General features: G+C 38.5%; 23 protein-coding genes. 15 read left to right on the plus strand and 8 right to left on the minus strand.

The features are described 5' to 3' along the window. Nucleotides 1–259 precede the first annotated feature (259 nt). Nucleotides 260–529, plus strand: coding sequence for a 2Fe-2S iron-sulfur cluster-binding protein (locus NSU02_RS08575; protein WP_063389622.1), 270 nt, complete (start codon nucleotides 260–262; stop codon nucleotides 527–529). Nucleotides 530–546: 17 nt separating this feature from the next. Next, nucleotides 547–2,439 (plus strand): XylR N-terminal domain-containing protein, encoded by a 1,893-nt coding sequence (locus tag NSU02_RS08580; RefSeq protein WP_339195353.1) that lies wholly within the window; start codon nucleotides 547–549, stop codon nucleotides 2,437–2,439. Between the two features lie 539 nt (nucleotides 2,440–2,978). Here NSU02_RS08580 and NSU02_RS08585 read toward each other — a convergent pair. Continuing rightward, nucleotides 2,979–3,680: a Crp/Fnr family transcriptional regulator gene (locus NSU02_RS08585; protein WP_082829469.1), complete on the minus strand. Its 702-nt coding sequence runs from the start codon at nucleotides 3,678–3,680 to the stop codon at nucleotides 2,979–2,981. A 906-nt stretch (nucleotides 3,681–4,586) separates the two neighbouring features. On the opposite strand from NSU02_RS08585, the gene NSU02_RS08590 reads away from it, so the two are divergent. From NSU02_RS08590 to NSU02_RS08610, 5 genes are all read left to right on the plus strand, one after another. Then, a complete protein-coding gene (locus NSU02_RS08590) occupies nucleotides 4,587–4,877 on the plus strand; it encodes a gamma-type small acid-soluble spore protein (protein ID WP_339195730.1) in 291 nt (96 codons plus the stop codon). A gap of 231 nt (nucleotides 4,878–5,108) precedes the next feature. Continuing rightward, nucleotides 5,109–5,798 (plus strand): Yip1 family protein, encoded by a 690-nt coding sequence (locus tag NSU02_RS08595; protein ID WP_063389624.1) that lies wholly within the window; start codon nucleotides 5,109–5,111, stop codon nucleotides 5,796–5,798. 7 nt (nucleotides 5,799–5,805) lie between these two features. Next, a complete protein-coding gene (locus tag NSU02_RS08600; protein WP_063389625.1) occupies nucleotides 5,806–6,933 on the plus strand; it encodes an efflux RND transporter periplasmic adaptor subunit in 1,128 nt (375 codons plus the stop codon). After that, on the plus strand, nucleotides 6,930–7,619 hold the full coding sequence (locus NSU02_RS08605; RefSeq protein WP_063389626.1) for an ABC transporter ATP-binding protein: 690 nt from the start codon (nucleotides 6,930–6,932) through the stop codon (nucleotides 7,617–7,619). The genes NSU02_RS08600 and NSU02_RS08605 overlap by 4 nt, the downstream gene beginning before the upstream one ends. Then, nucleotides 7,616–8,809, plus strand: coding sequence for an ABC transporter permease (locus NSU02_RS08610; protein WP_339195356.1), 1,194 nt, complete (start codon nucleotides 7,616–7,618; stop codon nucleotides 8,807–8,809). The genes NSU02_RS08605 and NSU02_RS08610 overlap by 4 nt, the downstream gene beginning before the upstream one ends. Before the next feature lie 103 nt (nucleotides 8,810–8,912). Here the strand turns inward: NSU02_RS08610 and NSU02_RS08615 are convergent, their stop codons facing one another. After that, a complete protein-coding gene (locus tag NSU02_RS08615) occupies nucleotides 8,913–10,082 on the minus strand; it encodes an FtsW/RodA/SpoVE family cell cycle protein (protein WP_339195358.1) in 1,170 nt (389 codons plus the stop codon). 213 nt (nucleotides 10,083–10,295) lie between these two features. On the opposite strand from NSU02_RS08615, the gene NSU02_RS08620 reads away from it, so the two are divergent. Then, the gene (locus NSU02_RS08620; RefSeq protein ID WP_327855903.1) at nucleotides 10,296–11,150 is read left to right on the plus strand and encodes a DUF4349 domain-containing protein; all 855 of its coding nucleotides are present in this window, start codon (nucleotides 10,296–10,298) and stop codon (nucleotides 11,148–11,150) included. Between the two features lie 869 nt (nucleotides 11,151–12,019). On the opposite strand, the gene NSU02_RS08625 is transcribed toward NSU02_RS08620, so the two are convergent. Further along, a complete protein-coding gene (locus NSU02_RS08625) occupies nucleotides 12,020–12,646 on the minus strand; it encodes a LysE family translocator (protein ID WP_339195362.1) in 627 nt (208 codons plus the stop codon). 309 nt (nucleotides 12,647–12,955) lie between these two features. Further along, the gene (locus tag NSU02_RS08630; RefSeq protein WP_339195732.1) at nucleotides 12,956–14,188 is read right to left on the minus strand and encodes an aminopeptidase; all 1,233 of its coding nucleotides are present in this window, start codon (nucleotides 14,186–14,188) and stop codon (nucleotides 12,956–12,958) included. Between the two features lie 147 nt (nucleotides 14,189–14,335). Here NSU02_RS08630 and NSU02_RS08635 point away from each other — a divergent pair, with 147 nt between their 5' ends. Continuing rightward, entirely contained in the window at nucleotides 14,336–15,502 is a 1,167-nt protein-coding gene (locus NSU02_RS08635) for an acyl-CoA dehydrogenase family protein (RefSeq protein ID WP_094245627.1), read from the plus strand. Nucleotides 15,503–15,733: 231 nt separating this feature from the next. Here the strand turns inward: NSU02_RS08635 and NSU02_RS08640 are convergent, their stop codons facing one another. Further along, nucleotides 15,734–16,951 carry an MFS transporter gene (locus tag NSU02_RS08640; RefSeq protein WP_066251268.1) on the minus strand — a complete coding sequence of 406 codons (1,218 nt, stop codon included), beginning with the start codon at nucleotides 16,949–16,951 and terminating at the stop codon, nucleotides 15,734–15,736. Between the two features lie 264 nt (nucleotides 16,952–17,215). Then, nucleotides 17,216–18,253, minus strand: a complete 1,038-nt coding sequence (locus NSU02_RS08645) for a metal ABC transporter substrate-binding protein (protein WP_339195365.1) — start codon at nucleotides 18,251–18,253, stop codon at nucleotides 17,216–17,218. A gap of 224 nt (nucleotides 18,254–18,477) precedes the next feature. Here NSU02_RS08645 and NSU02_RS08650 point away from each other — a divergent pair, with 224 nt between their 5' ends. Genes NSU02_RS08650 through NSU02_RS08670 form a run of 5 tightly spaced genes read left to right on the plus strand, consistent with a single transcriptional unit; the run spans nucleotide 18,478 to nucleotide 22,102 of the window. Further along, complete coding sequence (locus NSU02_RS08650; protein WP_094245630.1) at nucleotides 18,478–19,251, plus strand: sulfite exporter TauE/SafE family protein; 774 nt, start codon at nucleotides 18,478–18,480, stop codon at nucleotides 19,249–19,251. A gap of 22 nt (nucleotides 19,252–19,273) precedes the next feature. Beyond that, complete coding sequence (locus tag NSU02_RS08655; RefSeq protein ID WP_063389634.1) at nucleotides 19,274–20,173, plus strand: LysR family transcriptional regulator; 900 nt, start codon at nucleotides 19,274–19,276, stop codon at nucleotides 20,171–20,173. A 40-nt stretch (nucleotides 20,174–20,213) separates the two neighbouring features. Then, complete coding sequence (locus NSU02_RS08660) at nucleotides 20,214–20,939, plus strand: NAD-dependent protein deacylase (RefSeq protein WP_339195368.1); 726 nt, start codon at nucleotides 20,214–20,216, stop codon at nucleotides 20,937–20,939. An 8-nt stretch (nucleotides 20,940–20,947) separates the two neighbouring features. Continuing rightward, nucleotides 20,948–21,409 (plus strand): DUF6884 domain-containing protein, encoded by a 462-nt coding sequence (locus NSU02_RS08665; protein WP_339195371.1) that lies wholly within the window; start codon nucleotides 20,948–20,950, stop codon nucleotides 21,407–21,409. Between the two features lie 27 nt (nucleotides 21,410–21,436). Then, on the plus strand, nucleotides 21,437–22,102 hold the full coding sequence (locus NSU02_RS08670) for a TrkA family potassium uptake protein (RefSeq protein ID WP_269467019.1): 666 nt from the start codon (nucleotides 21,437–21,439) through the stop codon (nucleotides 22,100–22,102). 736 nt (nucleotides 22,103–22,838) lie between these two features. On the opposite strand, the gene rnjA is transcribed toward NSU02_RS08670, so the two are convergent. Together rnjA and NSU02_RS08680 are read right to left on the minus strand one after the other, a co-directional pair. Continuing rightward, a complete protein-coding gene (gene rnjA, locus NSU02_RS08675) occupies nucleotides 22,839–24,506 on the minus strand; it encodes a ribonuclease J1 (protein WP_063389638.1) in 1,668 nt (555 codons plus the stop codon). 6 nt (nucleotides 24,507–24,512) lie between these two features. Continuing rightward, entirely contained in the window at nucleotides 24,513–24,722 is a 210-nt protein-coding gene (locus NSU02_RS08680; RefSeq protein WP_063389639.1) for an RNA polymerase epsilon subunit, read from the minus strand. 374 nt (nucleotides 24,723–25,096) lie between these two features. On the opposite strand from NSU02_RS08680, the gene NSU02_RS08685 reads away from it, so the two are divergent. Continuing rightward, nucleotides 25,097–25,867 carry a Cof-type HAD-IIB family hydrolase gene (locus NSU02_RS08685; RefSeq protein WP_339195374.1) on the plus strand — a complete coding sequence of 257 codons (771 nt, stop codon included), beginning with the start codon at nucleotides 25,097–25,099 and terminating at the stop codon, nucleotides 25,865–25,867. Nucleotides 25,868–25,873: the final 6 nt, after the last annotated feature.

Below are 25,873 nucleotides of genomic sequence, written 5' to 3' on the forward strand. Positions count from 1 at the left end.
TAAGAACTCCGTTCGACGCTTTCAAGAACTGCGGCATTGGTCGTGAAGAAGAAAACATACCTTAAGCAAAAATATTTATTATGCTTATAGGTGTCGGATAGCCATGATGTTATGTTCATCAACGATGCGATCAATGCTATGGCATTTTTGTTTCTTTTCGCCAGCGCTAGTAAAAGCAGGTGCAAAATGGCGCATAACGTTATGCTGTAGAGCATGCTTGAATAATAGAAAAAATTATCATGTTGGGAGGGAGATAATAATGGTATATCAAATTCATATAGGCGGAGAAATTTTTTCTTGCGGAGAGAGCGTTGATTTATTAAAAGCTGCGAGATCTCATCAAGTAAAAATTCCTTATGGATGTGCAAATGGAGGTTGCGGAATGTGCAAAGTCAAAATCCAAAAGGGAGAATACAAAATTGGATTGTGTTCGAAAGGAGCTCTTTCGGATGAGGAGCGGCAACAAGGTTATGTATTGGCTTGCAAAACGTATCCGCTCAGCCACTTGATTGGTGATCTTGTTGAATAAAGCTAAGGTGGTAACATATGAACAAAAAAAGATCGGCATTAGATCAGCTGGAATTAAATTTTGATAACGGTTACATTTATATGGGGAAGTCCCGCTCGATGATTGTGGCGACAAATGCGCTCGGATTATTGCGCAGAGATTTAATTCGCGACATGGGATTTGAACGGATGAAAGGTTTTTTGTTTCGGTATGGATGGAATCTAGGTAGACAAGACGCGAAAGAATTGATGAATCATGCAAACTGTACAGTAGAGGAGTACATTCAAGATGGCCCAAAGCTGCATACGATGAAAGGTCATGTGAAAGCGAGATGTACTTTTTTAGAAGTCAGAAGGGAAAATGGAAAATATCAAGTCAGAATGGAAGGATATTGGTGTCATTCCTATGAAGCAGAAGAACATGTGCGCCATTTTGAGACATCATCCATCCCAGTTTGCTTTACCCTTTCTGGTTATGCCAGCGGCTTCGTTTCAGAAATTGTCGGAGAAAAGACGATTTTCAAAGAAATTGCTTGTCAAGGTATGGGAAAAGAAGAATGCCATTGGATCGGCCAAACGGTGGATCGATGGGGAGAAGAAGCGGAACAAGAGCTGTGCTATCTTGAAGAGTCCCCAATCGTAGAAGAGCTGGCGGCAACATACGAAAAACTTTTAGAAGAACGGAATAATTTAAAATTTGTGACGGATGTTCATAAGAAGCTCACTGAGGAAATCATTAAAGGAAACAATTTAGACTCCGTAGTTCGTCAAGTGTTTCAATCGACGAATATCCCAGTTTTAATTGAGAACCTGCACCTTCATCCGATGGCCTATGCTGGGATTACTTCCAATGAATTAGAACAATATAAAAACGAACTTATTGACTATGTAGGAAAAAATCCTTTTTGCCAGCCTCAAGCCATCGTCACATCAACACAACTTCTTCATTTGCGCCATCATGATCGCCTGATGACACCAATATTTTTGCAAAACAAAATTGTAGGATATTGTTCGTTTGTTTATCGCGATTTGCATCAATATAACGCCTCAATTTCTCCTATGATTTTAGAGCGGCTGGCCTCTGTCAGCTCGGTATGCTTGCTCAATGAAAAAGCAAAGCTAGAATCGTATGAACGGATTAAAGGATTTTTTTTAGAGGAAATCATTAATGCGGGACAACAAAGCAATGATCACGACTTAATCATGAAAGCTAGTTTAATAGGAGTGGATTTATCCAAGCCTTTTTATATTTGTGTGCTGGATTGCCGGTTTCAAGAAGATGATTTATCGAAAGAGCTGGAAATGCAAAAAGAAGTTTTAAGTTTTCTTTCCGCTTACGACAAAGATCAAAAACAAAACATGTTGATTGGCCAGCGTGCAAAACATCTTATTTTGCTGGTAACAGAAGATCAAGTTGCCAAAACAGGTATACAAACATGGCTGTCAAAAATCGTTGATTTACTATCTTCACAATTCTCTACTATTAAATTTTACGGGGGAATCAGCTCCAAAGTAAACAATGTGTCAAATGCCGGGGAAGCATATAAAGAAGCACTTACAGCGGTCAGGGTATCATCGAAGCACCAACAAATCATTTCGTTTGAATCGTTAGGGGTTGTTGGTGTGCTGATTAATGAAAAGAATGAACAAGAGGTAAAAAAAATGGCCAAAGCTTGCCTTGGAAACTTAAAACTGGATGATCCAAAAAATATCGAGTTCCTGCGAACATTGTACATCTTTCTAGTCAATGGAGGCAATTTGGAACAGACAGCGGCAGATTTGGCGTTATCCATCAGCGGATTGCGTTACAGGGTGAGCAAAATCGAAAGCATTATTCAGCAGGAACTGCGAAATCCTATGATTCATCATCAACTTCTTTTATCGATCCAGTCATTAATGATGATTGGAGAGATCGATATCGGCATTAAATAATGAAGGCACTAAAGGTACGGACATTTTCCTGCATGGGAATGGCACCGGTTGTGCTTTTGTATTCATAATAAAAGTTTCATATGGAAATTCTAAAATTTGCAGGAATCAAGTGCAAATTTTGAGTTAAATTCCATTTGGTATCCCCTACTCAGGTAGACAAAAAAAACAGATGCATTTCATATGATGTGTAAAGAGTCTGCCTGGGATGGGGGTTTTTAATGGCAAAGAAAAAACAAAACCTCAAATCAGGAACCTTTCATTTGAAGGAAAAGATTAAAGACACTTATATGAAGCACACCCCGAAACGATCGAACAGGTTCTCATTTTTTTAGCCTTAGCCGCTTTAAAAAATGCCTGTCCTGCGATCGAATCATTGTCCCGGCATAGTATTCCCTATTTTCATTGTTTTACTTGACAGAATATATGCACGACTAGATCTTTGTTAAATGAAAAATAAATAAAGAAAACTGGCGATTTGCCAGTTTAAAGTTCCGGCTTCATCTCTGAAAGACAAGGCGCATATAAGATGTTTTTACAATTTAATCAATTCGGCAGTAGGAAACGGGGCAATTTTCACAATTGATTTCATCTTTTAAATATTGAAGATCATGAATGGTGATTTTTTTATTTTGAAAAGAAATTACGCCTTTTTTCCGCAAATTGCTCAACATTCGATTGATGCTTTCTCTAGTCGCTCCGCAAAAATTCGCAAGCTCCTGATTGGTCATGTCGATATTGATGAGAATGCCATTTTCAGTTTCTACTCCATAGGTGTTCGCCATTCGTATGAGTGTGGAGTATAAGGCACCTTTCTTCCCGTTTAAAATCAAATCGCGGAATTTTGTTTGAGTAATTTGATATTGCTCGCTCATCCATTTTAGGAACGAAAGGCTAAGATGCGGATTTTCAAACAGTTTGCATTCTAATCGTTCTTTTTTTATGAAATAAATAGAACTGTTTTCCAAAACTTTTGCGTTAAATATGTGCTTCGGGTCATTTGAAAAAATAGAAAATTCACCAATAAGGTCGCCTTTTTTGCAGATCTTTAGCGCCAATTCTCTTCCATCTGAAGTTGTTTTGCTTATTTGCACCAAGCCGGATTGGATGCAATATAATTCATGAACCTCCATGCCTTCTTGAAAAAGATATGTCCCTTCCCTCACGTTTATGATTCCGTCGAAATATTCATGCAAAGCACTCAATGGATCGGTTAAGAATGGATCCGCCACTTGTTTGACCATTATAAAACCTCCTTTCAAGAAGGAAACCATCTATATACCAATATTTTACCAGAACCTAGGAATCTTGATTGTGAAAAAATGGTGAATTGTGATGTAAAGCACATTTTTTTATGAATAAAAATTAGGTGATTACAAAAAAATAAAATGAATTTAAATGATAAGGAGGGAAAAAGAGTGCCGCAACGCATTCAATCGTATGTAAATCAAGCGCAGCAAGCATTGCAGCAGATTCAACAAATTGCCAAAGTACTGAAACAGCAAGAACAGCAAAACGCTAATCAAGCATTTAGCTCAAATCAATTTACAGCACAACAGACACAAGCATTTGGACAAAAGGAACAAAATGCGGTGCAAAATTTGCAGCAAATTGAAAATTTGGCTCAGTCGCTTCATAGTCAAGCACAGCAGCTGCAAAATTATCAACCGAAAAACCAGTATCAAGCAGTATACCAAGCTCAACAACCGCAAAATCAATATCAAAGTCAATCATCAGGCTTCAGCATCAATCCGTTAAGCGGACAAGCGAACCAAACAAACGTTAATGAAGTGCGTCAGCAAAATCAGCAATCAGCGCAGCAAATACCGAACCAGTATCAATCGCAGCAATCATCCGGCTTCAGCTTCAATCCGTTAAGCGGACAAGCGAGCCAAACAAACGTTAATGAAGTGCGCCAGCAAAATCAGCAATCAGCACAGCAAATACCGAACCAGTATCAATCGCAGCAAGCATCCGGCTTCAGCTTTAATCCGTTAAGCGGACAAGCGAGCCAAACGAACATCAATGAAGTGCGCCAGCAAAATCAGCAATCAGCACAGCAAATACCGAATCAGTATCAATCGCAGCAAGCATCCGGCTTCAGCTTCAATCCGTTAAGCGGACAAGCAAGCCAAACGAACGTCAATGAAGTGCGCCAGCAAAACCAGCAATCAGCACAGCAAATACCGAACCAATATCAAACGCAGCAATCATCCGGCTTCAGCTTCAATCCGTTAAGCGGACAAGCGAGCCAAACAAACGTCAATGAAGTGCGTCAGCAAAATCAGCAATCAGCACAGCAAATACCGAACCAATATCAAACGCAGCAATCATCCGGCTTCAGCTTCAATCCGTTAAGCGGACAAGCGAGCCAAACAAACGTCAATGAAGTGCGTCAGCAAAATCAGCAATCAGCACAGCAAACCCAAGCTCCGTTTTAAAAAAACGCGGCAAGCAGGAGCAAATTAGAGCTAAACAACATGCGGACAAAATGATAACCAAAGAGTTAATAACCTGTAAAAGACCGTAGAATGTATTTCTGCGGTCTTTTCATCATGTTAAGGGAAGTTTTTCAAAATATTTGTAAGAAATTCAAAAAATGTGAAACTTCATTCTTATCAATCTCGTAAAATAAATTGAAAATAATCATTATAATGGAGGAGATGACTTTAATGAGTGAGCAACTGAACATTCAGCATTCAAATGAAAAAGTGGATAAACCGTCGTTGTTAGGGATTGTGACAAGTCCGATTGAGACGCTTGAGCGGATCAAACAACAGCCAAAAGTATTGCTTCCATTAATTGTTGTCATTATTATTTCATCTTTGGCAGCTTACCTTTCAGTGTTATCAGTCGACTATAGCATCGTGGAAGAGGAATTAGGTGCAGAAGGAGCAGCTTACGTCGGCGCATTTACAACAGTCGGTGCACTTGTGTCTGGTATCATTGGCGGACTTATTACACTATTGATTTCGGCACTCATTCTTTTTGCCATTGTAAAAATTGCCGGAAAACAAATTCGTTTTAAACAAATGTTTTCAATGACCGTTTTTATTTCTCTTGTTACTTCAATAGGAACACTGTTAAATGCGATTATTTTATATTTTGTCGGTGGAGGAGACATCACTAATCAAGTATTTACTAGTTTAAACAGTATTGTAGGAGCTGAAGGGGCGCTTGGATCATTTTTGTCATCTATCGAAATTTTTGGAATTTGGGGAACAATATTGACCGCTTTTGGGCTTCATCATGTAGGTCAACTGTCAAAAGGTGCATCTTGGACTATTTCAATCGTTTTATTCATTCTTGGCAGTCTGCTATTGACATTATCTGGAGCAACACAATCATTAGTGGGGGCATAGTTATAGTATGAGAAAGAAAGTTTTGATCGGTGTAGGAGTAGCAGTTATCATCGCTTTATTTGTTGGGATCAGTATTTTTCGTGCTGCATCGAAGGAAAATCCGACTGTAGAAACAGTCAAATTGGAGCAAAAAGAAATTACCGGGAATGTTATGATTCCCGGTACTCTTCAATTAATGAATGAACAAAAAATTTATTATGATGCTGAAAGAGGAAAGATCAAAAAAATCCTTGTCAAAGAAGGGGACAAAATAAAAAAAGGAGCACCTCTCGTCATTTATGAAAACGAACAATTAGAGCTTGAAAAGGAACAGGCCAAGCTTTCGATTGAACAAAGCTATATCAAACTAGATCAAATCAATGAGCAGTTGGATGATCTGAAGAAAAAAGAAGAAGAATTGAAGAAACAAGTCGGTAAAGAAGAAGCAGAAAAGCAAATAGAAAATGAAAAAAATCAACTGCAAATGGATAAGAAAATGACGAATCTTGAGCTTAAACAACAGAAGATTCAACTGGAAACAGTGGAAAAGAAGATTTTAGAACTTGAAGTGAAAAGCGAAGTTGATGGAATTGTGATTACCGTAGATGAAGACGCAGCTGTAGCAATGGGCGAAAATGTGAAGCCGCTCATACATATTGGCAGTTTGAACAAAATGAAAGTGGAAGGGGTCATTTCTGAATACGATTCTTTAAAAATTAAAGAAGGTCAGCCTGTAGTTTTAAAATCTGATGTGGTGCCTGATGCAAAATGGAAAGGAAAAGTATTGAAAATTGGCATTTTGCCTCAACAAGGCAGTGAGATGGCGGCGGAAACAGGAAACGAGGCTGTCCAGTATCCAGTGGAAGTTCTTGTCCAAGATCAGAACATTCCGGTGAAGCCAGGCTTTAAATTGATTATGGAAATTGAAACGGAAAGAAAAAAAGCGAATGTTATTCCTCTTACTGCTGTTCAACAAGATGATGATCAACAATATGTTTATGTAGTGAAAAACGGAAAAATAACAAGAAAAGAAATTAAAACCGGTACTTCAACCGATGAATATATTGAGGTGACGAGCGGTTTAACAAAAGATGATGAAATTGTTCGTGAACCATCTGATGAAATCAAAGCAGGCGTGGAAGTGACAATCAAATGATCAAGCTGGAAGATGTGACGAAATCTTATAGAAACGGTAAAGAAACAATGGATGTGCTCAAAAAAATCAATTTAGAAATCCGGCAGGGGGATTTTGTGGCCATTATGGGGCCGTCCGGTTCCGGCAAATCAACTCTCATGAATATTATTGGCTGTTTGGACCGCCCGACATCAGGTGCTTACTATTTTGAAGGGAAGGATATATCGTCCCTTGATGATCAAGAATTGGCCAAAATACGCAACAAGAAAATCGGTTTTGTTTTTCAGCAGTTTCATCTTCTGCCGCGGTTGAGCGCCTTAAAAAATGTAGAGCTGCCAATGATTTACGCCGGCATTGGGAAAAAACAGCGGGATGAACTCGCTAAGCAGGCTTTAATAAAGGTTGGTCTCGGCGATAGAATTCAGCATATGCCAAACGAATTATCGGGAGGCCAAAAACAACGGGTGGCAATAGCTCGAGCCATTGTGAATAATCCAAAGCTCATTTTGGCAGATGAACCGACTGGTGCATTGGATACGAAAACAAGCGAAGCAATTATGGAACAATTTACAATGCTAAATAAAGAAGGGACAACCATCATTGTCGTAACGCATGAACATGAAGTAGCTCAATTTGCTAAGCGTACGATTGTAGTAAGAGATGGAGAAATTTTACAAGAAGATTTGGGACGGGGGAGCACATTATGAATTTGATGGAAAATTTTCGGATGGCGTTTTCCTCCATTCTTGCCCATAAGCTCCGTTCAATTCTGACAATGCTAGGAATAATTATCGGTGTCGGATCTGTTATTTTAGTTGTAGCAATCGGCCAAGGGGGCGAACAAGCCTTAAAAGCCCAAATTGCAGGCAGCAGCAATACGATAGAAGTGTATTATCAACCAAGTGAAGAAGAGTTGAAAGCAAATCCGAACGCAATGTTAGTGGATCCGTTTACCCAAGAAGATGTTGAAGCGTTGAAAGAGATCCCTGAAGTTAAACAGGTTGTTGCTTCCACGACAAGTTCTTATCAAATAAGGTTTAAAGAAGAAACAATCGATGCCACGGTCTATGGGATCAATGCTGCATATATGGATGTCAATCAATTAAACATTCATAAAGGCCGACTGTTTACGGAAGCGGATTTTTTAGGCGGCAGACGTGTTGCGATTATTAGCGACCAACTAGCAGAAGATTTATTTAAAAAACATAATCCGATTGGCGAGGTCGTTTGGGTATCGAATCAGCCGTTCGAAATTATCGGCATACTTGAAAAACCGACAGGAATTTTTGCCTTTGGCATGTCGGAAATTTACACTCCATGGACGGCTTATCGAAATGCTTTCGGTCAAACGAATTATACGCAAGTAACGCTTGAAGCAGTTAGTGCAGACGAAATCAAAGCTGCAGGGGAAAAAGCTGAGCAATTGCTAAACGACATGCATCAAACAGAAGATTCGTATCAAGTGGTGAATTTTGAAGAAATTGCAGAATCCATCGGCCAAATTACCCGTATTATGACCATGATTATCGGAAGCATAGCCGGAATTTCCCTCGTAGTTGGCGGCATCGGTGTCATGAACATCATGCTCGTCTCCGTCACCGAGAGAACGAGAGAAATCGGCATCCGCAAAGCTCTTGGTGCAACAAGGAGACAAATTTTGCTGCAATTTTTAATTGAATCGATGACATTAACATTAATTGGGGGAACTTTCGGGATTTTATTAGGTGCAGGAATTGCATCCATCATTTCCATTTTTGCCGGTTGGCCATCATTAGTATCATGGCAGGTTGTCGTCGGCGGACTTTTATTCTCAATGTTTATTGGGATTCTCTTTGGACTATTGCCGGCAAACAAGGCGGCAAGATTGGATCCAATCGAATCGTTAAGATATGAGTGATACAGAAAGCTGCTGGCTCTGCCTTCCATAGGCGAGAAAAATTCATGCTAATACAATCTATTTTTTAAACAAAACAAAAAAGGTGTCCAACTTTATTGGACACCTATTCTTTTGAAAACATAGATACACGATGGTGCCATCGGATACTGAAAATCAATCCGATCGCCATCATGCTGCCAATAAGGGAGCTTCCTCCATAGCTGATAAAAGGAAGCGGTATACCTGTGATCGGCAGAAGGCCAATCGTCATGCCGACATTTTGAAATACATGGAAGACAAACAAGCTGATGACGCCAGTACAAAGATAGCTGTTAAACGGTTCAGTTGTTTCAATTGACACTTTAATGATGTGATAGATTAATAAGAAAAATAAACTAATGACAATACTAGTGCCGATAAATCCAAATTGCTCCCCAATCACACTGAATATAAAGTCGGTGTGGTTTTCAGGGATATATACTTGTCCATGCCCAACCCCTTTTCCGAAAATTTGTCCAGATCCGATAGCTTTTAGAGAATTGAGCAAATGATAGCCTTCAGCGCTTTTATATCCTTCGGGATTTAACCATGCATAAATCCGGCCGAACTGATATTGCTTGACACCTAAATATTTGGCAAGAAATTCAGGCATTCGCAATACAAGATAAAAAATTGTTGCAGCAAAGAGGGTTACGATGAGAAACCCTAATGTAAGAATCCGCCAAGATATGCCTGAAACAAGAATAAGGCCGGCTAAAATGGCAAACATGACAAGCGCAGTCCCAAAGTCAGGCTGCAGTATAACGAACAATACCGGTACTGCTGTCGTCACACCCATTTTACATAACAAAATGAGATCGGTTTGAATGGTTCGATGCAAATACTTTTGATGATGCTTGCAAATAATATGGCTCAAAGCAATGATTAAGAAAACTTTCATGATTTCTGAAGGCTGAAACGAAAAACCGGGAAGAGTAAACCATGCTTTAGCGCCATTTATTTCTTTAGCAATTTTTGCCGGTGAAATCATTAACAAAAATAGAAGAAATATCCCAAAACCGTATAAATACCATGTCATTTTTTGAATTTGTTCTGAATCGAACAGCATGACAACTCCGGCAATAAGACAGCTGGCTGCATAGAAGGCAATTTGCTTAAAAATAAAGTTTACCGCATATTGCCCTGAAGTCATTTGCGCTCCGTAAATGGCCACGCAGCTCGCGCAAAATAGTAGAAATATAATAAATGCTAATTGATAATCAAACCGCGATTGCGCCTTTTTGTTAGAATCCATGAAGCCCACCAACTTTATGAAAATGATTTTTTTAGAAGAGTAGAATTTCCTTATGTTAGACGAATGGTAAAAGCGAAAGGTTTCAAGCGCAAGTACGTTTATTATAGTAGCACACTTTCATTTGTTTGCACACATTTTATTCATCTATTTAAGATACCTTTGCTTCATTATTTCGTCTAATCCATAAACTGTCATTAACTGGAGATGATGAAAATGAAGAAAGTCTTGATTGGTTTGTTGCTGCTCTTCTTGGCCGCCTGCAGCAATTCAGAACAAAAATCGTCCGTAGAAAGTGCTAAAATGGATCAGACCATGATAGAGAAAAAAATTGAAAAAAAAGGAGAAATGGAAACAGTTGAAGCGAAATCAGCTGCCAGCACATACTCAAACGAACGAAAAGTTATGTACACTGCGAATATAACGGCAGAAGTGGTAAGCTATGATGAAACGATTGCAAACTTAACAAAGAAGGCCGAAAGCAGAGGGGGCTATATCATTCAATCAAATGCAGTGGAACAGGATGGAAAGATCGAGGCATATGTAACGTTCCGCATTCCTCAAAATGAACTTCAACGATTTATAGAGGAAGTGAAAAAGGCAAGCAAATCAGTCAAATCGGAGCAAATGACTGGTGAAGATCAAACAGAAGAATATGTCGATTTAAACTCTCGATTGAAATCGAAGCAAGCGGTTGAAGCTCGGCTCCTTAAATTTATGGAGTCGGCTGAGAAAACAGAAGACTTGTTGAAAATTTCGGAAGATTTGGCAGCTGTCCAAGAAGAAATCGAACAATTAAAGGGCAGAATAAAATATATTGAAAATAGAACAGACTATGCAACAGTTGAACTGCAATTAACAGAAATAAAATCTCATGAAAATTTTTCAAAGGATTTTAATACGTGGGAAAAAACGAAAGAACAATTTTTGACAAGCATTCATTGGATTGTTCAGGCGGCATCTTGGATTGTTGTGCTCGTTGTAGGGAATTTACCAATTGTTTTATTGGCGCTTATTATATTTTTCTTCGTCTATCGAACATTTAAAAAGAAACAGGAGAAGACTGAGTAATCTTTTTTACTTATGGATCGAGCTGTTAAAATGATGAAGACCGCACAATTTATTAATGAAATTGTGCGGTCTTTTTCAATTTGAATTTTTTAACTCCGTCTTCAAAGAAGCTTGCGAGCCAAGGCATGTTTTTTTAGGGGTATCTTTAATTCGTTTTTTCGCATAATAGAAGCCCTCATTATTGTTTTAGAAACGTTGATATATTGAGGATTTCGCTTTCCGGAAAGCCCTGGAAATACCGATTGCAGCGCTTTTGCTTTCGTCATCGTTTGTTTATTATGGGCAGTTTCGGACTTCACGTACTAAAAATGTGAAGTCTCTTTGTTATGAATTCGCTGCGTTTATTCTGCATTTAATTAACTAAGTAGTATAAAATATATCCGCAAATGATCGATAAAAAAAGATGCTGAAGAAACCGCTGCAAACGATGTTCAAAAAATGTTTTTATTTGTAGAGCCGGCTTAGTTTTTTCTGCGTTCACCATGTTCACCTCTCATTTGTACAAATATATGCGAATTAGAAGGTTAAAATGAATAAACACCTTCAAATGATTGGAATGATAATTATTCAGCTTGACGATTTTGTTTTTTGGGAGAAGGATGATAGGAAGAATTCAGTTATTTAGGAGGACAAATGGATTAATAAACGTAGAATTACAGCAGACAAAAGAAGCTGTAAAAAGAATGAGTTGGGACGGCTATAAAACATGTTGAAAAAATTGATCTTACTGCCTTAAGAAAAGATATGTGCGGGAAAGTAATGATGTTGATTCGGACATTCATCTTCTAAACAAATGAAGTAGGGGGCAGAGAGTAAATATACTAGAGCGAAAAAAATTTCGCTCCTGACGTTCCCCCTCATTGTATCTACTAAATTTTTGTAAAAAGCAGCTTTCCGCCAAGAACTGCAAATAAAATAGATTTGCCGTAATGAATAGTAGAAACTGTTTTTTTAGATTGAAACAGAATTTTTATTTTGCCGGCTAATGCTGAAAATAAGGAAAACAATACCAATGCTTGTACAATGAAAATAAGACCTAGCACAAACATGTCGAGCTGAACATGGCCGCTGTTTGTTGATACAAACTGCGGCAAGAAAGCTAAAAAGAACAATGACACCTTCGGATTTAACAGGTTCATCAAGATGCCTCTTTTATATAAAGAAAAGAGTGAAAGACTTTTTACATTTGCTATTTTACCGGAAACTGCTGATTTCCCTTCCTTATAAGATTCCCATGCTAAATATAACAGATAGATCGCACCGACAGATTTAATAGCTGTAAAAATAACAGTAGATTGATAGAGTATGGCTGACAGTCCGAGTGATGCGATTAAAGTATGTCCGATAAGTCCGGTACAAAGTCCGAGAGAAGTGATGAACCCCGCTCGAAAGCCGTAAGACATGCTTTGTGCAATGACAAATAAATTATCGGGTCCTGGTGCAACGGTTAATAAAATAGAAGCTGCAAGAAAACTTAAAATGATGGACAATTCCATTTTTTATGTTCTCCTTTTCGCATAGTGGATCATTATAAAGTTTTTATATTTACAGAGGCTGTTTTTTTCTTTGAATAAGAATGAAAAGGGCAAAGTCAAATGACCGCCCATTAGCATGATAAAGTACGATTCGATTCAAAGAAGACAAATACTATGATGATGTTGATGCAGCAAATAAGCAAAACGAGAAATATAGAGCTTTTACTGACTTGCCTGAAACAAACGTCAAGGATGTACGGTACAGTTTCAGATAAGTGTTGTGCAATATTTAAGCAAGGCTTTCATGAGAAACGATCAGCCGGCCCTTTTTTAAAACGCCCAATTTCCTTTTCGGAAGATTGGTTCACGTGCGCCGTCCGGAAGAATGCCGTCGATGTCCATTTCTGCACTTCCGATCATAAAATCAACATGTGTAATGCTCGTGTTGAGACCATGCTGTTTCAATTCATCCTCTGTCATCGTTTTTCCGCCTTCTAAGCAAAACGCATAGGCGCTGCCGATCGCTAAATGGTTTGAAGCATTTTCGTCAAACAACGTGTTATAAAATAAAAGATTTGACTTTGAGATCGGTGAGTTATGAGGTACTAAAGCAATTTCACCTAAATAATGAGAGCCTTCATCTGTTTCGACTAATTGCTTCAAAATTTCTTCGCCTTTTTCGGCTGTTACATTTGTAATGCGTCCTCGTTCAAATGTGATGACAAAATTTTCGATTAAATTTCCGCCGTAGCTTAACGGTTTTGTGCTAGTCACATAACCATTTACCCCATCTTTTTTCGGAGCTGTGAACACTTCTTCTGTAGGCATGTTTGCCATGAAAGAAACGCCTTTTTCATTAACGCTTCCTGCTCCCACCCATAGGTGCTTTTCAGGCAGTTCAATAATTAAATCCGTTCCAGGAGCTTGATAATGGAGCTTTCTATATTTTTTCGCATTTAAATAATCGACTTTTTGATGAAGGTTTTCATTATGTTTTTTCCATGCAGAAACCGGATCTTCCTCATTAATACGTGTTGCTTGAAAAATAGCATTCCATAATTTTTCAACTCGAAGCGATTTTTCTTCATTTGGAAAAACTTTCTCCGCCCATTCTTCGCTTGCGGCAGCGATAACCGTCCAGCTGACTTTATCCGATTGTATGTATCTGCGAAACGTATTTAAAGCTGTTCCAGACGCTTTCTGGAAATTAGCGATTCTCTCAGGCTGAATGCCTTTTAATAAATCAGGGCTTTGGGACACAATAGAAATAAAAGCTGCATTTCTTTCTGCTAGGGCAGTTCTTTCGAGAGACTTCCATTCAGGATATTCTAAAAACACGTCATCAGGAGCCTTTTCATATTTTAATCTTGTTAAAACATCATCTTGCCAGTCGATATGAATATTCCTTGCACCAAACTCATAAGCTTTTTCCGCAATAAATCGGACGAGTTCTTTTGCATCTATGCTTGCAGAAATGAACAATTCTTGTCCTTTTTGAACATTGACTCCGACCTTGACGGCAAGTTCTGCATATTTTTCAAGCTGCTGTTTGAAAGTTGTCATCATCATTCTCCTTTATTTCCTACATATTTTTTTCTGTATTTTACCAAAAAAATTAAAATAAAACCAATTGGATTGCTTAACGAAAATGAATAATAGAGCTACAATAGAGATAGAAAAGAAAGAAAAAGAAACAGGTGTGTGAAGAATATGAATTTTTTAGATGAAATGGTTATTGTCAACAAATCGCATCGAGAATTAAGAGAAAAAGCCGAAAAACTTGCGGAGAAGTTCGCGGAGCGAGCCGCGAAAAATGATCAGGAATCTTCGTTTCCATTTGAAAACTTTTCAGATTTAAAAACGGAAGGATTTCTGAAATTAACTGTGCCAAAAAAATATGGAGGAAATGAAATTTCTTTATATGAATTTCTGCTTGTTCAAGAAAAAATTGCAGAAGGAGATGGAGCGACAGGTTTATCGTTAGGGTGGCATAATGGAATCGTAATGGATTTATCCGAATCAAAAAAATGGGATGAACGCACGTTTGAGCGCATTTGCGAAGAAATTGTCGCTGAAGGAAAATTAATCAATAGCTGTGCATCAGAACCGGCTGCCGGAAGTCCTGCAAGAGGCGGAAAACCAAAAACAACGGCAAGAAAAGAAGGAAGCAGCTGGATTATTAATGGCCATAAATCGTTCACATCACTGGCCCCGATTCTAGATTATTTTATTGTAACCGCAACAATTGAAGAAACAGGTGAGGTTGGCGAATATTTAGTCCCAAAAGGAGCAGAGGGGCTTTCCATAAAAGAAACATGGGATACAATCGGCATGCGCGCGACAAGAAGCGACGATTTATTACTGCACAACGTAAAGGTCGAAAAAGACGCTCTCGTTTCGATCAGACAAGCTACATTCAGTCCTTCCACTCCGAAAGGATGGCTTTTACATATTCCTGCCTGCTACCTCGGGATCGCTATCGCCGCAAGAAACTTTGCTGTCAAATATGCAAAAGAGTATCAACCTGCCAGTCTTTCTCATCCAATTTCAGAACTTTCGGAAGTGCGGCGAAAAACAGCTGAAATGGATCTGGAGCTTACAAGCGCACGGCATTTTATGTACAGTGTGGCGAAAAAATGGGATGAACAGCCGCATTTACACGAACAAATGGGGCATGAGCTGGCTGCCGTAAAATATGTTGCCACAAACAGTGCGATCAAAGTCGTTGACCTAGCCATGCGAATTGCAGGCGGACAAAGCTTAAGAAAAGAATACCCATTGGAGCGCTACTATCGGGATGTCAGATGCGGTCTTCATAATCCTCCAGCAGATGATATAACGTTAAAAATTTTCGGTGACCGTGCTTTTCAAGAATAAAAGAACACAAAAGGCGTTTTCTCAGGCTGAAAAGTTGATGGACAGCCGAAAAACGCCTTTTATTATTTCTGTGTTCATTCGTTCCTTAGTACAAATAAAAGCTTTCATTTATTACATTTGAACAAAAAATTGTTCATTGGTTTTAACTTCATTCAATCTTTTTTTATTGTCAAAACAACTTTGTCTTTTGTTTCACATCAATTGAAAAGTAGCTGCTGTCTTGTAAAAATGTTAAGATGTCCATTCTTTCAGCTTTTGATCGGAAGGTAAAAGCATGGAGAGCATGCCGATAAATGGAAGAAAGCCGCACGCGATCATAACTGGCTTTAAGCCGAATAAGTCCGCGAGAGCACCGAGCACGACTGATCCTAAAGCGCCTAAACCGAAGGCAAGACCGACCATTAAGCCTGATGCAGTTCCGATTTTTCCAGGCATTAGCTCTTGTGCGTATACGACAACTACAGAAAAGCTTGACAAAATAATAAAGCCGTTAATGAGCATTATTGGAATTGCCCAAAATTCATTCACATAAGGCAAAATGACCGCCAGCGGAGCTGATCCAAGCATTGAGAAAGCAATGATATTCCGTCTTCCGAAACGATCTGAAAGCGGCCCTCCTAAAAATGTTCCGATTGCACCTGCTGCTAAAAATATAAAAATATATAGCTGTGTTTTGCTGATGGAAAGTCCATGTTCATGAATTAAATAAAAAGGGTAAAAATTAGTGATTGCTGCATGATACCATGAACGAGCAAAAACTAAGAAGATGAGCAGCATAAGTCCAATTTTCACTTGCTTTTTTCGAGCGGCAGGAACTTGCACAACGGCTTTTTTTGCGCTTGTTTTTTTTCGGCTGTCGAGCTTTTCCTTATACCAATTTGCAATGTATAGAAGGACGATGACGGCCATGCCGGCAATTAAAGTAAACCAAATCGCGCCAAATTGTCCCATAGGGACGAAAATAAGAGCTGTCATAATGGGAGCAAGAGATTGTCCGGCATTACCTCCAACTTGAAAAATGGATTGGGCGAGCCCTTTTCGTTCTCCCGCTGCTAAATGCACCACTCTTGAACCTTCCGGATGAAAAACGGCTGAACCGATTCCGACGAAAAATACCGAAACTAAAACAATCCAATAATTAGGTGCAAAAGCAAGTCCCAGCATGCCGAAAAACGTACACGTAAGCCCGATGGGCAGCAAATAAGGCATCGGCTTTTTATCTGTATAAAACCCGACAGCAGGCTGAAGCAAAGATGCCGTTAGCTGAAGGCTGAATGTAATGAATCCAAGCTGCATATATGTAAGATTCATTGATTTTTCCAATATAGGGAAAACTGCTGGAATAACAGCTTGAATCGAATCGTTTAGAAGATGAACAAATCCGATAATAAATAATATTCTGTATAATGTAATTTGACCCATATTCTGTTTTTGAACAGCTGCTTCCATTTTGGTTTCTCCTCTCATATTTATTCGTATGTCTAAATATTTTACTTGATTTTACAAAAATATGAAATAAAAAAGTTTAACAGTTTACAGTAGTTTTATTATGTCGACTTAGTATATATAAAGGTCTGTCTAGAAAGTCAAATTTCCATTGAAAACAAAAAACTCATAAACATCGATATAACAACGTTTTCTAAAGCATTAAAGGGGCATCAATAAGCCAAAAAAGACTCATTGGACAGCCCCCTAAAAGCGTGCAAATAGTATTTAATTTAAAGCTTCAGATAACGTTTCAAGATTGCGTTTCATAATGCTGAAGTAGTCTTCGTTATTGTTTAAATCTGTTTCCGAAACACTTTCTAAATTATGTAGCGTTAATGATTTGGCACCAATTTCTTGTTGGATGATTTTTGCTACTTTTTCAGATACATTTTGTTCAAAGATCACATGTTTTAAATGATGTTTTTTCGATAGTTCAATGATTTTGACAAGCTGCTTTTGACTAGGCTCATCTGTTGGAGATAATCCCGATATTGGAATTTGTTCAATATCGTAGCGGTCTTCCCAATAACCATAAGCAGCATGAGCCACAAGAATATATTTTGTTTTCGATTTTTTAATTGTTTCTTGAAATGATTGATCCAGTTCTTCAAGATCTTGTTTAAGTTGAGCGAAATTTTGTTCAAAATATTCTTTTTGATCAGGAGCCGCTTCCGTTAAAGCGTTCTTGATGTTTTCCGCAAGAGTAATGGCCCTATTTGGATCAAGCCATACATGAGGGTCAACATCTCCATGTGCATGATCGTGTTCCTCTTCGTTTTGGTTCCCATGTTCTTCTTCATGATCTGAATCTTCTTCATGATGTGAATGCTCTTCTTCTCCACTTTCATGGTCATGTTCATCTTCGGACGCACTTAATAATGGGATTCCTTCAGCTGCTTTTACAATTTTGACATTGCCGTCTTTCAGCGTTTTTTCTGCCTTATCGGCAAATCCTTCTATACCAGCTCCAGTATAGATAAATAAATCCGCTTTCGCGATTGCTTCCAAAGTTTTTAATGTAGGTTCATACGTATGGGCTTCTACATTCGGCGGGTAAACAATTTCGACGTGAACGTATTTACCGCCGATTTTTTTAGTGAAATCTGTCAGTGGATAGATTGTTGTATAAATTTCAATTTCTTTTTGATTGTTTTTGTCCTCATTATGATTGTTCGTTTCGGAAGCATTGTTGTTATTTTGGTCGCAGCCGATAGGAAAGATTGCAAGCATTGCCATTAAAAATGCAAAAAAGACTTTTTTCATCGATTTGAACTCCTTTCAAAATATATGTATACCCCGCTGTATTAAATCGTAATGATTTCGATTTAATTATATATAACATTTTCTAAATGGGCAAGGCTAGAAGCACTAAAAACAAAAATATCACAAACTATAACATTTTGTTATACCCCATGTTGAATAAGCATTTCACACCAATCCTTCTCACTGGTACCCTTTAATTAGGATATTAACAGAGGTGAACTTGAATGGTGGAAATGGTTTTGCTGCTCGCTCTTGGACTTTTGTCAGGCGCTTATGGGGTAATGGTGGGAGCAGGGGGAGGATTTGTGTTTGTTCCTGCTCTCTTATTGCTGTTGAAATTGCCTCCTGAAATTGCAGCTGGTACGGGTCTTGTTGTGGTTTTTCTCAATTCCATATCAGGGTCGATGAATTATATACGGCAAAAGCGTGTTCATTTTTCTATCAGTTGGCCGATCATCTTCGGCTCCATCCCGGGAACGTTTATCGGCACTTGGCTGTTGGGAATTATTTCACCCGACTTTTTTTATTGGATATTTGCCGCTGCTTTATTCATGCTCGGGATGTTTTTGCTTTTAAAAAAAGCTCCGGAAGAGCCGGAACATAGTATGAAAGCAGGTTTTTTCAATGAGGGCAGAAACCGTTTAAAAGCTGTTTTTTTATTCATCATCGGACTTTTGTTGGGAACTTTATCGAATTTTTTTGGAATTGGCGGCGGATGGTTGCTCGTCCCCATTTTAATTTATTTATTGAAGATTCGTCCTCACGACGCAACTGCGATTTCTCTTTTTGCATTATCGATCTATTCACTTGTTGGTGCGCTGAATCAAATTGCATTAGGGAATGTTAATTGGACGGCCTGCTTGTGGGGCGGTATAGGAGTGATGATCGGCTCTCAACTGGGAGCTATCTTATCAACAAAAGTGCCTGGAAAATGGATTTTGCAAATGTTGTCTTTTTTGCTGATAGGTGTTAGCATGAAGTTGTTTTTAAGTGTTTAAATTGTAAGGAAGTGATTCCGAATTGGATTTGGAAAGTTTAAAAATGTTTTGTCTTGTTGTTGAGGAAGGGAGCATCAGCCGTGCTGCAAAGCTTGTCTATGTGTCCCAGCCGGCTGTTACGAGAAAAATCCATCAACTAGAGGATTATTATGGAACCCCATTGTTTGACCGTTCGAACGGAAAAATGACTTTGACAAAAGCCGGCAAAATGTTATATCCGATTGCCAAAAATATTGTGGAAGAAATTCAACAATCAAAAGAAGCAGTAAAGGAAATAACCGGACACAAAGATTTTACACTAAGTGTCGGAGCGACGTTGACAATTGGGGAATATCTTTTGCCTAGTCTGCTCGGAAAATTTAAAAAAGAAGTGCCAGATGTAAAGCTTTCATTAGCGATTTCTAATACTCCGGGCATTATTGATCGGCTTGTTGACCGCAAAATTGATATCGGATTTGTAGAAGGAGTTGTAGAAAACAGCATTTTTCATGTAAAAAAGCTTGTCGATGACGAGCTTATTTTAGTATGCGGAAGAGAGCATCCTTTGAAGGAGAAAAAACAAATTGACATTGAAGAGCTGGCAAAAGAAAAAATGATCTGGAGAGAAAAAAATTCAGGAACCCGTCTCATTATCGAAAATACTTTAAAAAAATATGGGGTGTTAGATAAAATAAATTATTATATGGAGCTAGGAAGCACGCAGGCTGTAAAAGCTGCTATAGAATCCGGGCTGGGAATCGGCTTTTTGCCGAGGATTACGGTGTCAAGAGAGTTGAAATACGGCTACTTACATGAATTGAAAATAAAAGATGTGGAAATTAAACGGCATTTATCGATATTGTCTCGGACTGAACGGTTCCGCAAAGAAATTGTTGACGAATTTATTGATTTCATTTATAAGAAAATGGTAAGTTCAGGTTAAAATAATTGTTTTCACAATTAATAAAAAAGGATGAAAAAAGATGGCTTTGATATCCGAAATCGCTGATATTTTGCAACAATCTGAACATGCTGTTGTATTTACTGGCGCAGGGATGTCCACTGCCAGCGGAATTCCGGATTATCGTTCAAAAACTGGTTTGTGGCGCAAAAAGGATCCGAGTAAATTGGCAAGCATTGAAGCGATGGAGACAAACCGTGATGAATTTATTCAATTTTATAAAGAACGCCTTCAATTATATAAAAGCAAATCTCCGAATGAAGGACACTACTTGCTGGCAAAATGGGAAAAGGAAGGGAAGATTCAATCGATTATTACTCAAAACATTGATGGGTTCCATCTCTTAGCAGGAAGCAAAAACGTAATTGAACTTCATGGAACACTTCAAACGTTTCACTGCCACAATTGCGGCCAACGCTTTCTAAATGATGTATACTTGAAAAATCAATATTATTGCGGCTGCGGAGGCTTTATACGTCCTTCCATTACACTGTTCGGAGAGCTGCTTTCGGAAGATGCTTTTAGAGATGCGGAGCTTGAATGTGAAAAAGCAGACGTTATGATCGTGCTTGGTTCATCTTTAACAGTTCGGCCAGCGAACGAAATACCGTTTTTGGCAAAAAGGATGGGAGCAGTATTAGTGATTGTCAACCAAGAACAAACAGACTTCGATGAATGGGCTGATTTTGTTTTTCATAACGATATTTTACAATTTTTGAATGAATTGAATAATCGATTGAACAGGTGAAATGTTAAATGAGAAGGATTTGTGTCATACCTTGCGGAACAAAAAAAGTATGGGATAAAGAGCCCAGTGCAGGTGCTGTTTCCGCAGAAAAAGCGTATATAGGAGTTTTTCACCGCCTTTGCCAGGTGTATGCTAAAAAATTTTTCGATGAATGGGTGATTTTGTCTGCCAAGCATGGCTTTTTGCGGCCAAATGATTTTGTGCCTGGTCCTTACAATGTTTCCTTTAGCATGAAAAAGCATCCTGAATTAATTACAATCAACCAATTGAAGGAACAAGCGGTTGAAAAAAATTTGTTAGATGTAGATGATATTGTTCTTTTGGGAGGAAAGAAATTCCGTCCATATATAGAACAAGTGTTTACAAATAAGACAGCTTTTCATTATCCTCTTTCCGATTGCAAAGGAATAGGGTTTATGCAGCAAAAGTTGAAACAAGCGATTGATTTTGGCCAAGAAATACAAGAATAATGTCATTCAAGTTGTAATGGGGGAGTATTGATGAAAAAGGAGTTTGCCGTAATCGGGTTGGGGCGGTTCGGCGGAAGCATTTGCCGAACGTTATCGGAAGAAGGAGCAGAGGTGCTTGCCATTGATGTGGATGAGGATCGAGTAAACGAATTTGCCAATATTGTTTCACATGCTGTTGTAGCGGATACAACGGATGAAGCCGTATTAAAAAGCTTGGGAATCAGAAATTTTGATCATGTGATCGTAGCCATCGGCGACAATATTCAAGCGAGCATTTTGACAACCATTATGTTGAAAGAACTAGGAGTTAAGCATATAACGGTGAAGGCTCAAAACGACTATCATGAAAAGGTTTTGTCAAAAATAGGAGCAGATACAGTTGTTCACCCTGAACGGGATATGGGGCGGCGGCTTGCCCATAATCTTCTTTCGAACAATGTGTTGGACTATCTTGAGCTGTCGGAAGAGCACAGCATTGTTGAAATTGCTGCTAACCGCAACATTGCCGGCCATTCTCTCATCGAGCTCGATATTCGTGCGAAATACGGAATCAATATTGTTGCGATTAAACGAAATAACGAAATTATCGTATCGCCGCAAGCTACAGAAGTAATCAAGGCAGGAGATATTTTAATTGTCATCGGAGCTGACGTCGATATTGATCGGTTTGAAAAGAAAGTGCTAGGAGAATAATGAAAATTTATATACATTCTTTCGGAGCTTTAAATGTTTCATCCGCATTGGGCAAAATCAAAATCTATTGAAGAATGAACTGAACTTATCCAGTCAAGTAAAAACAATCATTTGAAGCTTACATGGTAATTGAATGAGAAGCAGCTGTCTAGAATGCCTAAAGACAGTTCTTCTCATTCTTTTTTTGTTTGCTGGCTCAAAATCCTTCCTTATTGCAAGAATGTCGTTGTTTTTTCTGGCAATCGAATACATGTCTTCTTTAACTACAAATTGATTTCTTTATTATCTCCCTTTACTGCTGCCACTTGCAGCACCTGCTCCTGAAAAATTCTGATTATGACATTATCCAAGTCGAATTTTTTCATCAAATGTTTTTCAAATAATTGCGTATAAATTTATATGATGGCACAAACGTACATAAAATGTCTTTCTGCTCTTCTATTAAACACTTGTATATCGAAAAAATTAACCATAAAACTTTTCGGTATTTTTCATTTACATGTTTTGATCTCCGTCTTTCTTCTCTGCAAGCACTCACTTTTTCGTTTTTTTATAAGAACTTTTAGCTGACGGCTGCCCGTTTTAAAACCATCTACCTAAAAAAGCAAGAGCGGCCGGATGCTGCGTGTTATGAGCCGACAAAATAACAACTGGACATTTTTGCAAAATAAATCCCTCTTATGTTAAACAGTACGTTCCACTGTCAACACAAGAGGGATCGATCACAAGTTATTACTTAAATTTCCATTATAATTGGCAAGATCATCGGTCGGCGTTTCGTTTTTTCATATAAAAACGGAGCGAGTGTATCGGCGATTTCATTTTTGATTTCCGACCACTGCGTAGTTCTTCTTTCCAATACTTTATTTAAGTGCTTAGTAATCAGTTCTTGGGCATCTTTAATTAAATCTCCGGATTCTCTCATATAAACGAAGCCGCGCGATATAATGTCAGGTCCTGCAGCAATTTTGAACTCTTTCATATTGATGCTGACGACAACGATTACGAGTCCTTCTTCAGATAAAATTTTTCGGTCTCTTAACACAATGTTTCCAATGTCGCCAATTCCGCTTCCGTCAATATAAACGGATCCGGATGGAATTTTACCGGCAATGGATGCTTCGCGGTCGTTCATCGCCAGCACATCTCCGTTATCCATAATAAAACAGTTTTCCTTTGGAACTCCGCAATCGACAGCTAGTTTCATATGCATGATCTGCATTCTATATTCTCCATGAATCGGCATAAAATATTTTGGCTTCATTAGCCGCAGCATTAATTTTTGCTCTTCCTGTCCGCCGTGGCCAGACGTGTGGATGTCATTTAACGACCCGTGAATTACTTCCGCACCGGCGCGGAAAAGCAGATTGATCGTTCTTGAAACCGATAAAGTGTTCCCTGGGATGGGCGATGATGAGAAAACGACCGTATCGCCGGGAATAATTTGGATTTGCCGATGAGTTCCATTTGCAATCCGGGACAGAGCGGCCATTGGTTCGCCTTGGCTTCCTGTACATAAAATCACGACCCGATGAGCGGGCAGACGGTTTATTTCATTTGCATCAACAAACGTATCTTTCGGGCAGCGAATATACCCGAGTTCTTGACCAATTTGGATAGCTGCTTCCATACTTCTTCCAAAAACAGCTATTTTTCGATTGTTTTTAACAGCTGCTTCAGTTACTTGCTGAAGTCGATGAATATTGGATGCAAATGTTGCAAAAATGATGCGGCCGCTTACTTTTCGGAAAATGTCGTGAATGCTTTCGCCGACCCTTCTTTCAGACATTGTAAATTCAGGAATTTCACTGTTTGTGCTGTCCGATAAAAGACAGAGCACACCTTCTTTGCCGATTTCCGCCATTTTAGTTAAATTTGCAGGTTCCCCGACTGGAGTAAAATCAAACTTAAAATCTCCTGTATGAACGATATTTCCTGCGGGAGTTTTGACAACAATTCCATATGAATCTGGAATGCTGTGAGTTGTACGGAAAAAAGTTACGGCAGTTTTTCTGAACCGAATCACATCATCCTCCTGGATGATGTTTAGTTTAGCTTGTCTTAAAAGTCCATGCTCTTCAAGCTTATTGCGAATCAGTCCGATCGCCAGTTTACCGCCGTAGATTGGTACATTAATTTCCCGCAGCAAATAAGGTATACCGCCTATATGATCTTCATGGCCATGTGTGATGAACAAGCCTTTAATTTTTTCTTGGTTTTTTACTAAGTACGTATAGTCCGGAATCACATAGTCAATCCCTAGAAGTTCGTCTTCTGGAAACTTAATTCCAGCATCAATTAAAATGATTTCATCTTGAAATTGCACACCGTACGTATTTTTTCCGATTTCGCCCAATCCGCCGAGGGCGAATGCTGCTACTTGGTCTCTTTTTACAAATTTCATATACTATCATTTCTCCAATACAGAAAAATTTTCGCTTTGTTTTTCAAATTCATAAAACGGACCGCTAATCGGTTGAATATATTCTATGTTTATGGAGCGGCCTTTTAATTTTTCACGAACTTCTCTTTCTGATTCCGCTTCAACGAAAAATGTTTTCGTTCTTTCCCGAACAGGCGGTTCATTCGGGTTTTCCTGATAAAAAACTTTAAACATCATTTGCGTAATCTCTCCTTACTTTCCATGTTAAACTAGCTTTTATTATTATAGTCGATTCTGATGGCAAATCCAACCTTCATTGAAAATAACGAAAACCGGGCTAAAGCCGCCCGGTTTCTTTAAGCAATCGATTTTCTGCGAAGCAATTGCTTCCACTGTTTTTTAATTTTTTTCTTTAAACGTTTTAACATATCAACTCCTCCTTCATTAAGATGTCAAAGTCGAGTCCGATTGTATTTACTTATATTATATGCTATTTTTTTATTTTTTTTATGGCTAAACGTGGAAAAGCTCTATTGACATAAAGCGTTTGCATACTATACCGTTTTGTTTAGTGTAAATAAGGTTTCACGAAAGAGAAAAGGAGATTGAACATGGGGAAAAAATTTATTTTTTTTGATATAGACGGTACTTTATTGGATCATGATAAACATTTGCCGGAATCTACTCTTGACACGGTCTCCCGTTTGAAAAAAGCCGGACATCACGTCGCCATCTCAACCGGCCGCGGCCCTTTTATGTTTAAAAAGCTAAGAGAAGAGCTAGGAATCCATTCTTATGTCAGCTATAACGGACAGTATGTTGTGCATGAAGGAGAAGTCATTTATGAAAATCCTTTGAAGGTCGATGCGTTGGAGCAATTAATCGAAGCGACTGAAAATACTGATTACCCGCTTGTATTTTTGAGTGAAGAAGATATGAAAGCAAATGTGGAAGATCATCCGTTTATTCATGAAAGTTTGAAATCTTTGCACCTCTCGCATCCTGAGTGCAGACCTGATTATTTTCAAGAAAAACCTATTTACCAAGCGCTTTTGTTTTGCAAAGAAGGAGAAGAAGAACAGTTCAATATTTCTGAAGAGATAAAATTTGTCCGCTGGCACCAGCTTTCAACTGATGTTGTTCCAAAAAAAGGATCGAAAGCAGAAGGGATCAAAAAGATAATGGATATGCTTGGCGTTAGCCGTCAAGATGTGGTTGCTTTTGGAGACGGTTTGAATGATATAGAAATGATCTCGTTTGCTGGAACAGGCGTTGCTATGGGTAATGCTGTTTCGCATGTGAAAAAAGTAGCTGATTTTGTTACAAAGCCTGTTGATGAAGATGGAATATTTTATGCTGCAAAGCAATTGCAGTTGATATAAATCAGA

The sequence above is a fragment of the Aeribacillus sp. FSL W8-0870 genome, assembly GCF_037963755.1.
In the GTDB taxonomy this organism is placed as follows: domain Bacteria; phylum Bacillota; class Bacilli; order Bacillales; family Aeribacillaceae; genus Aeribacillus; species Aeribacillus composti.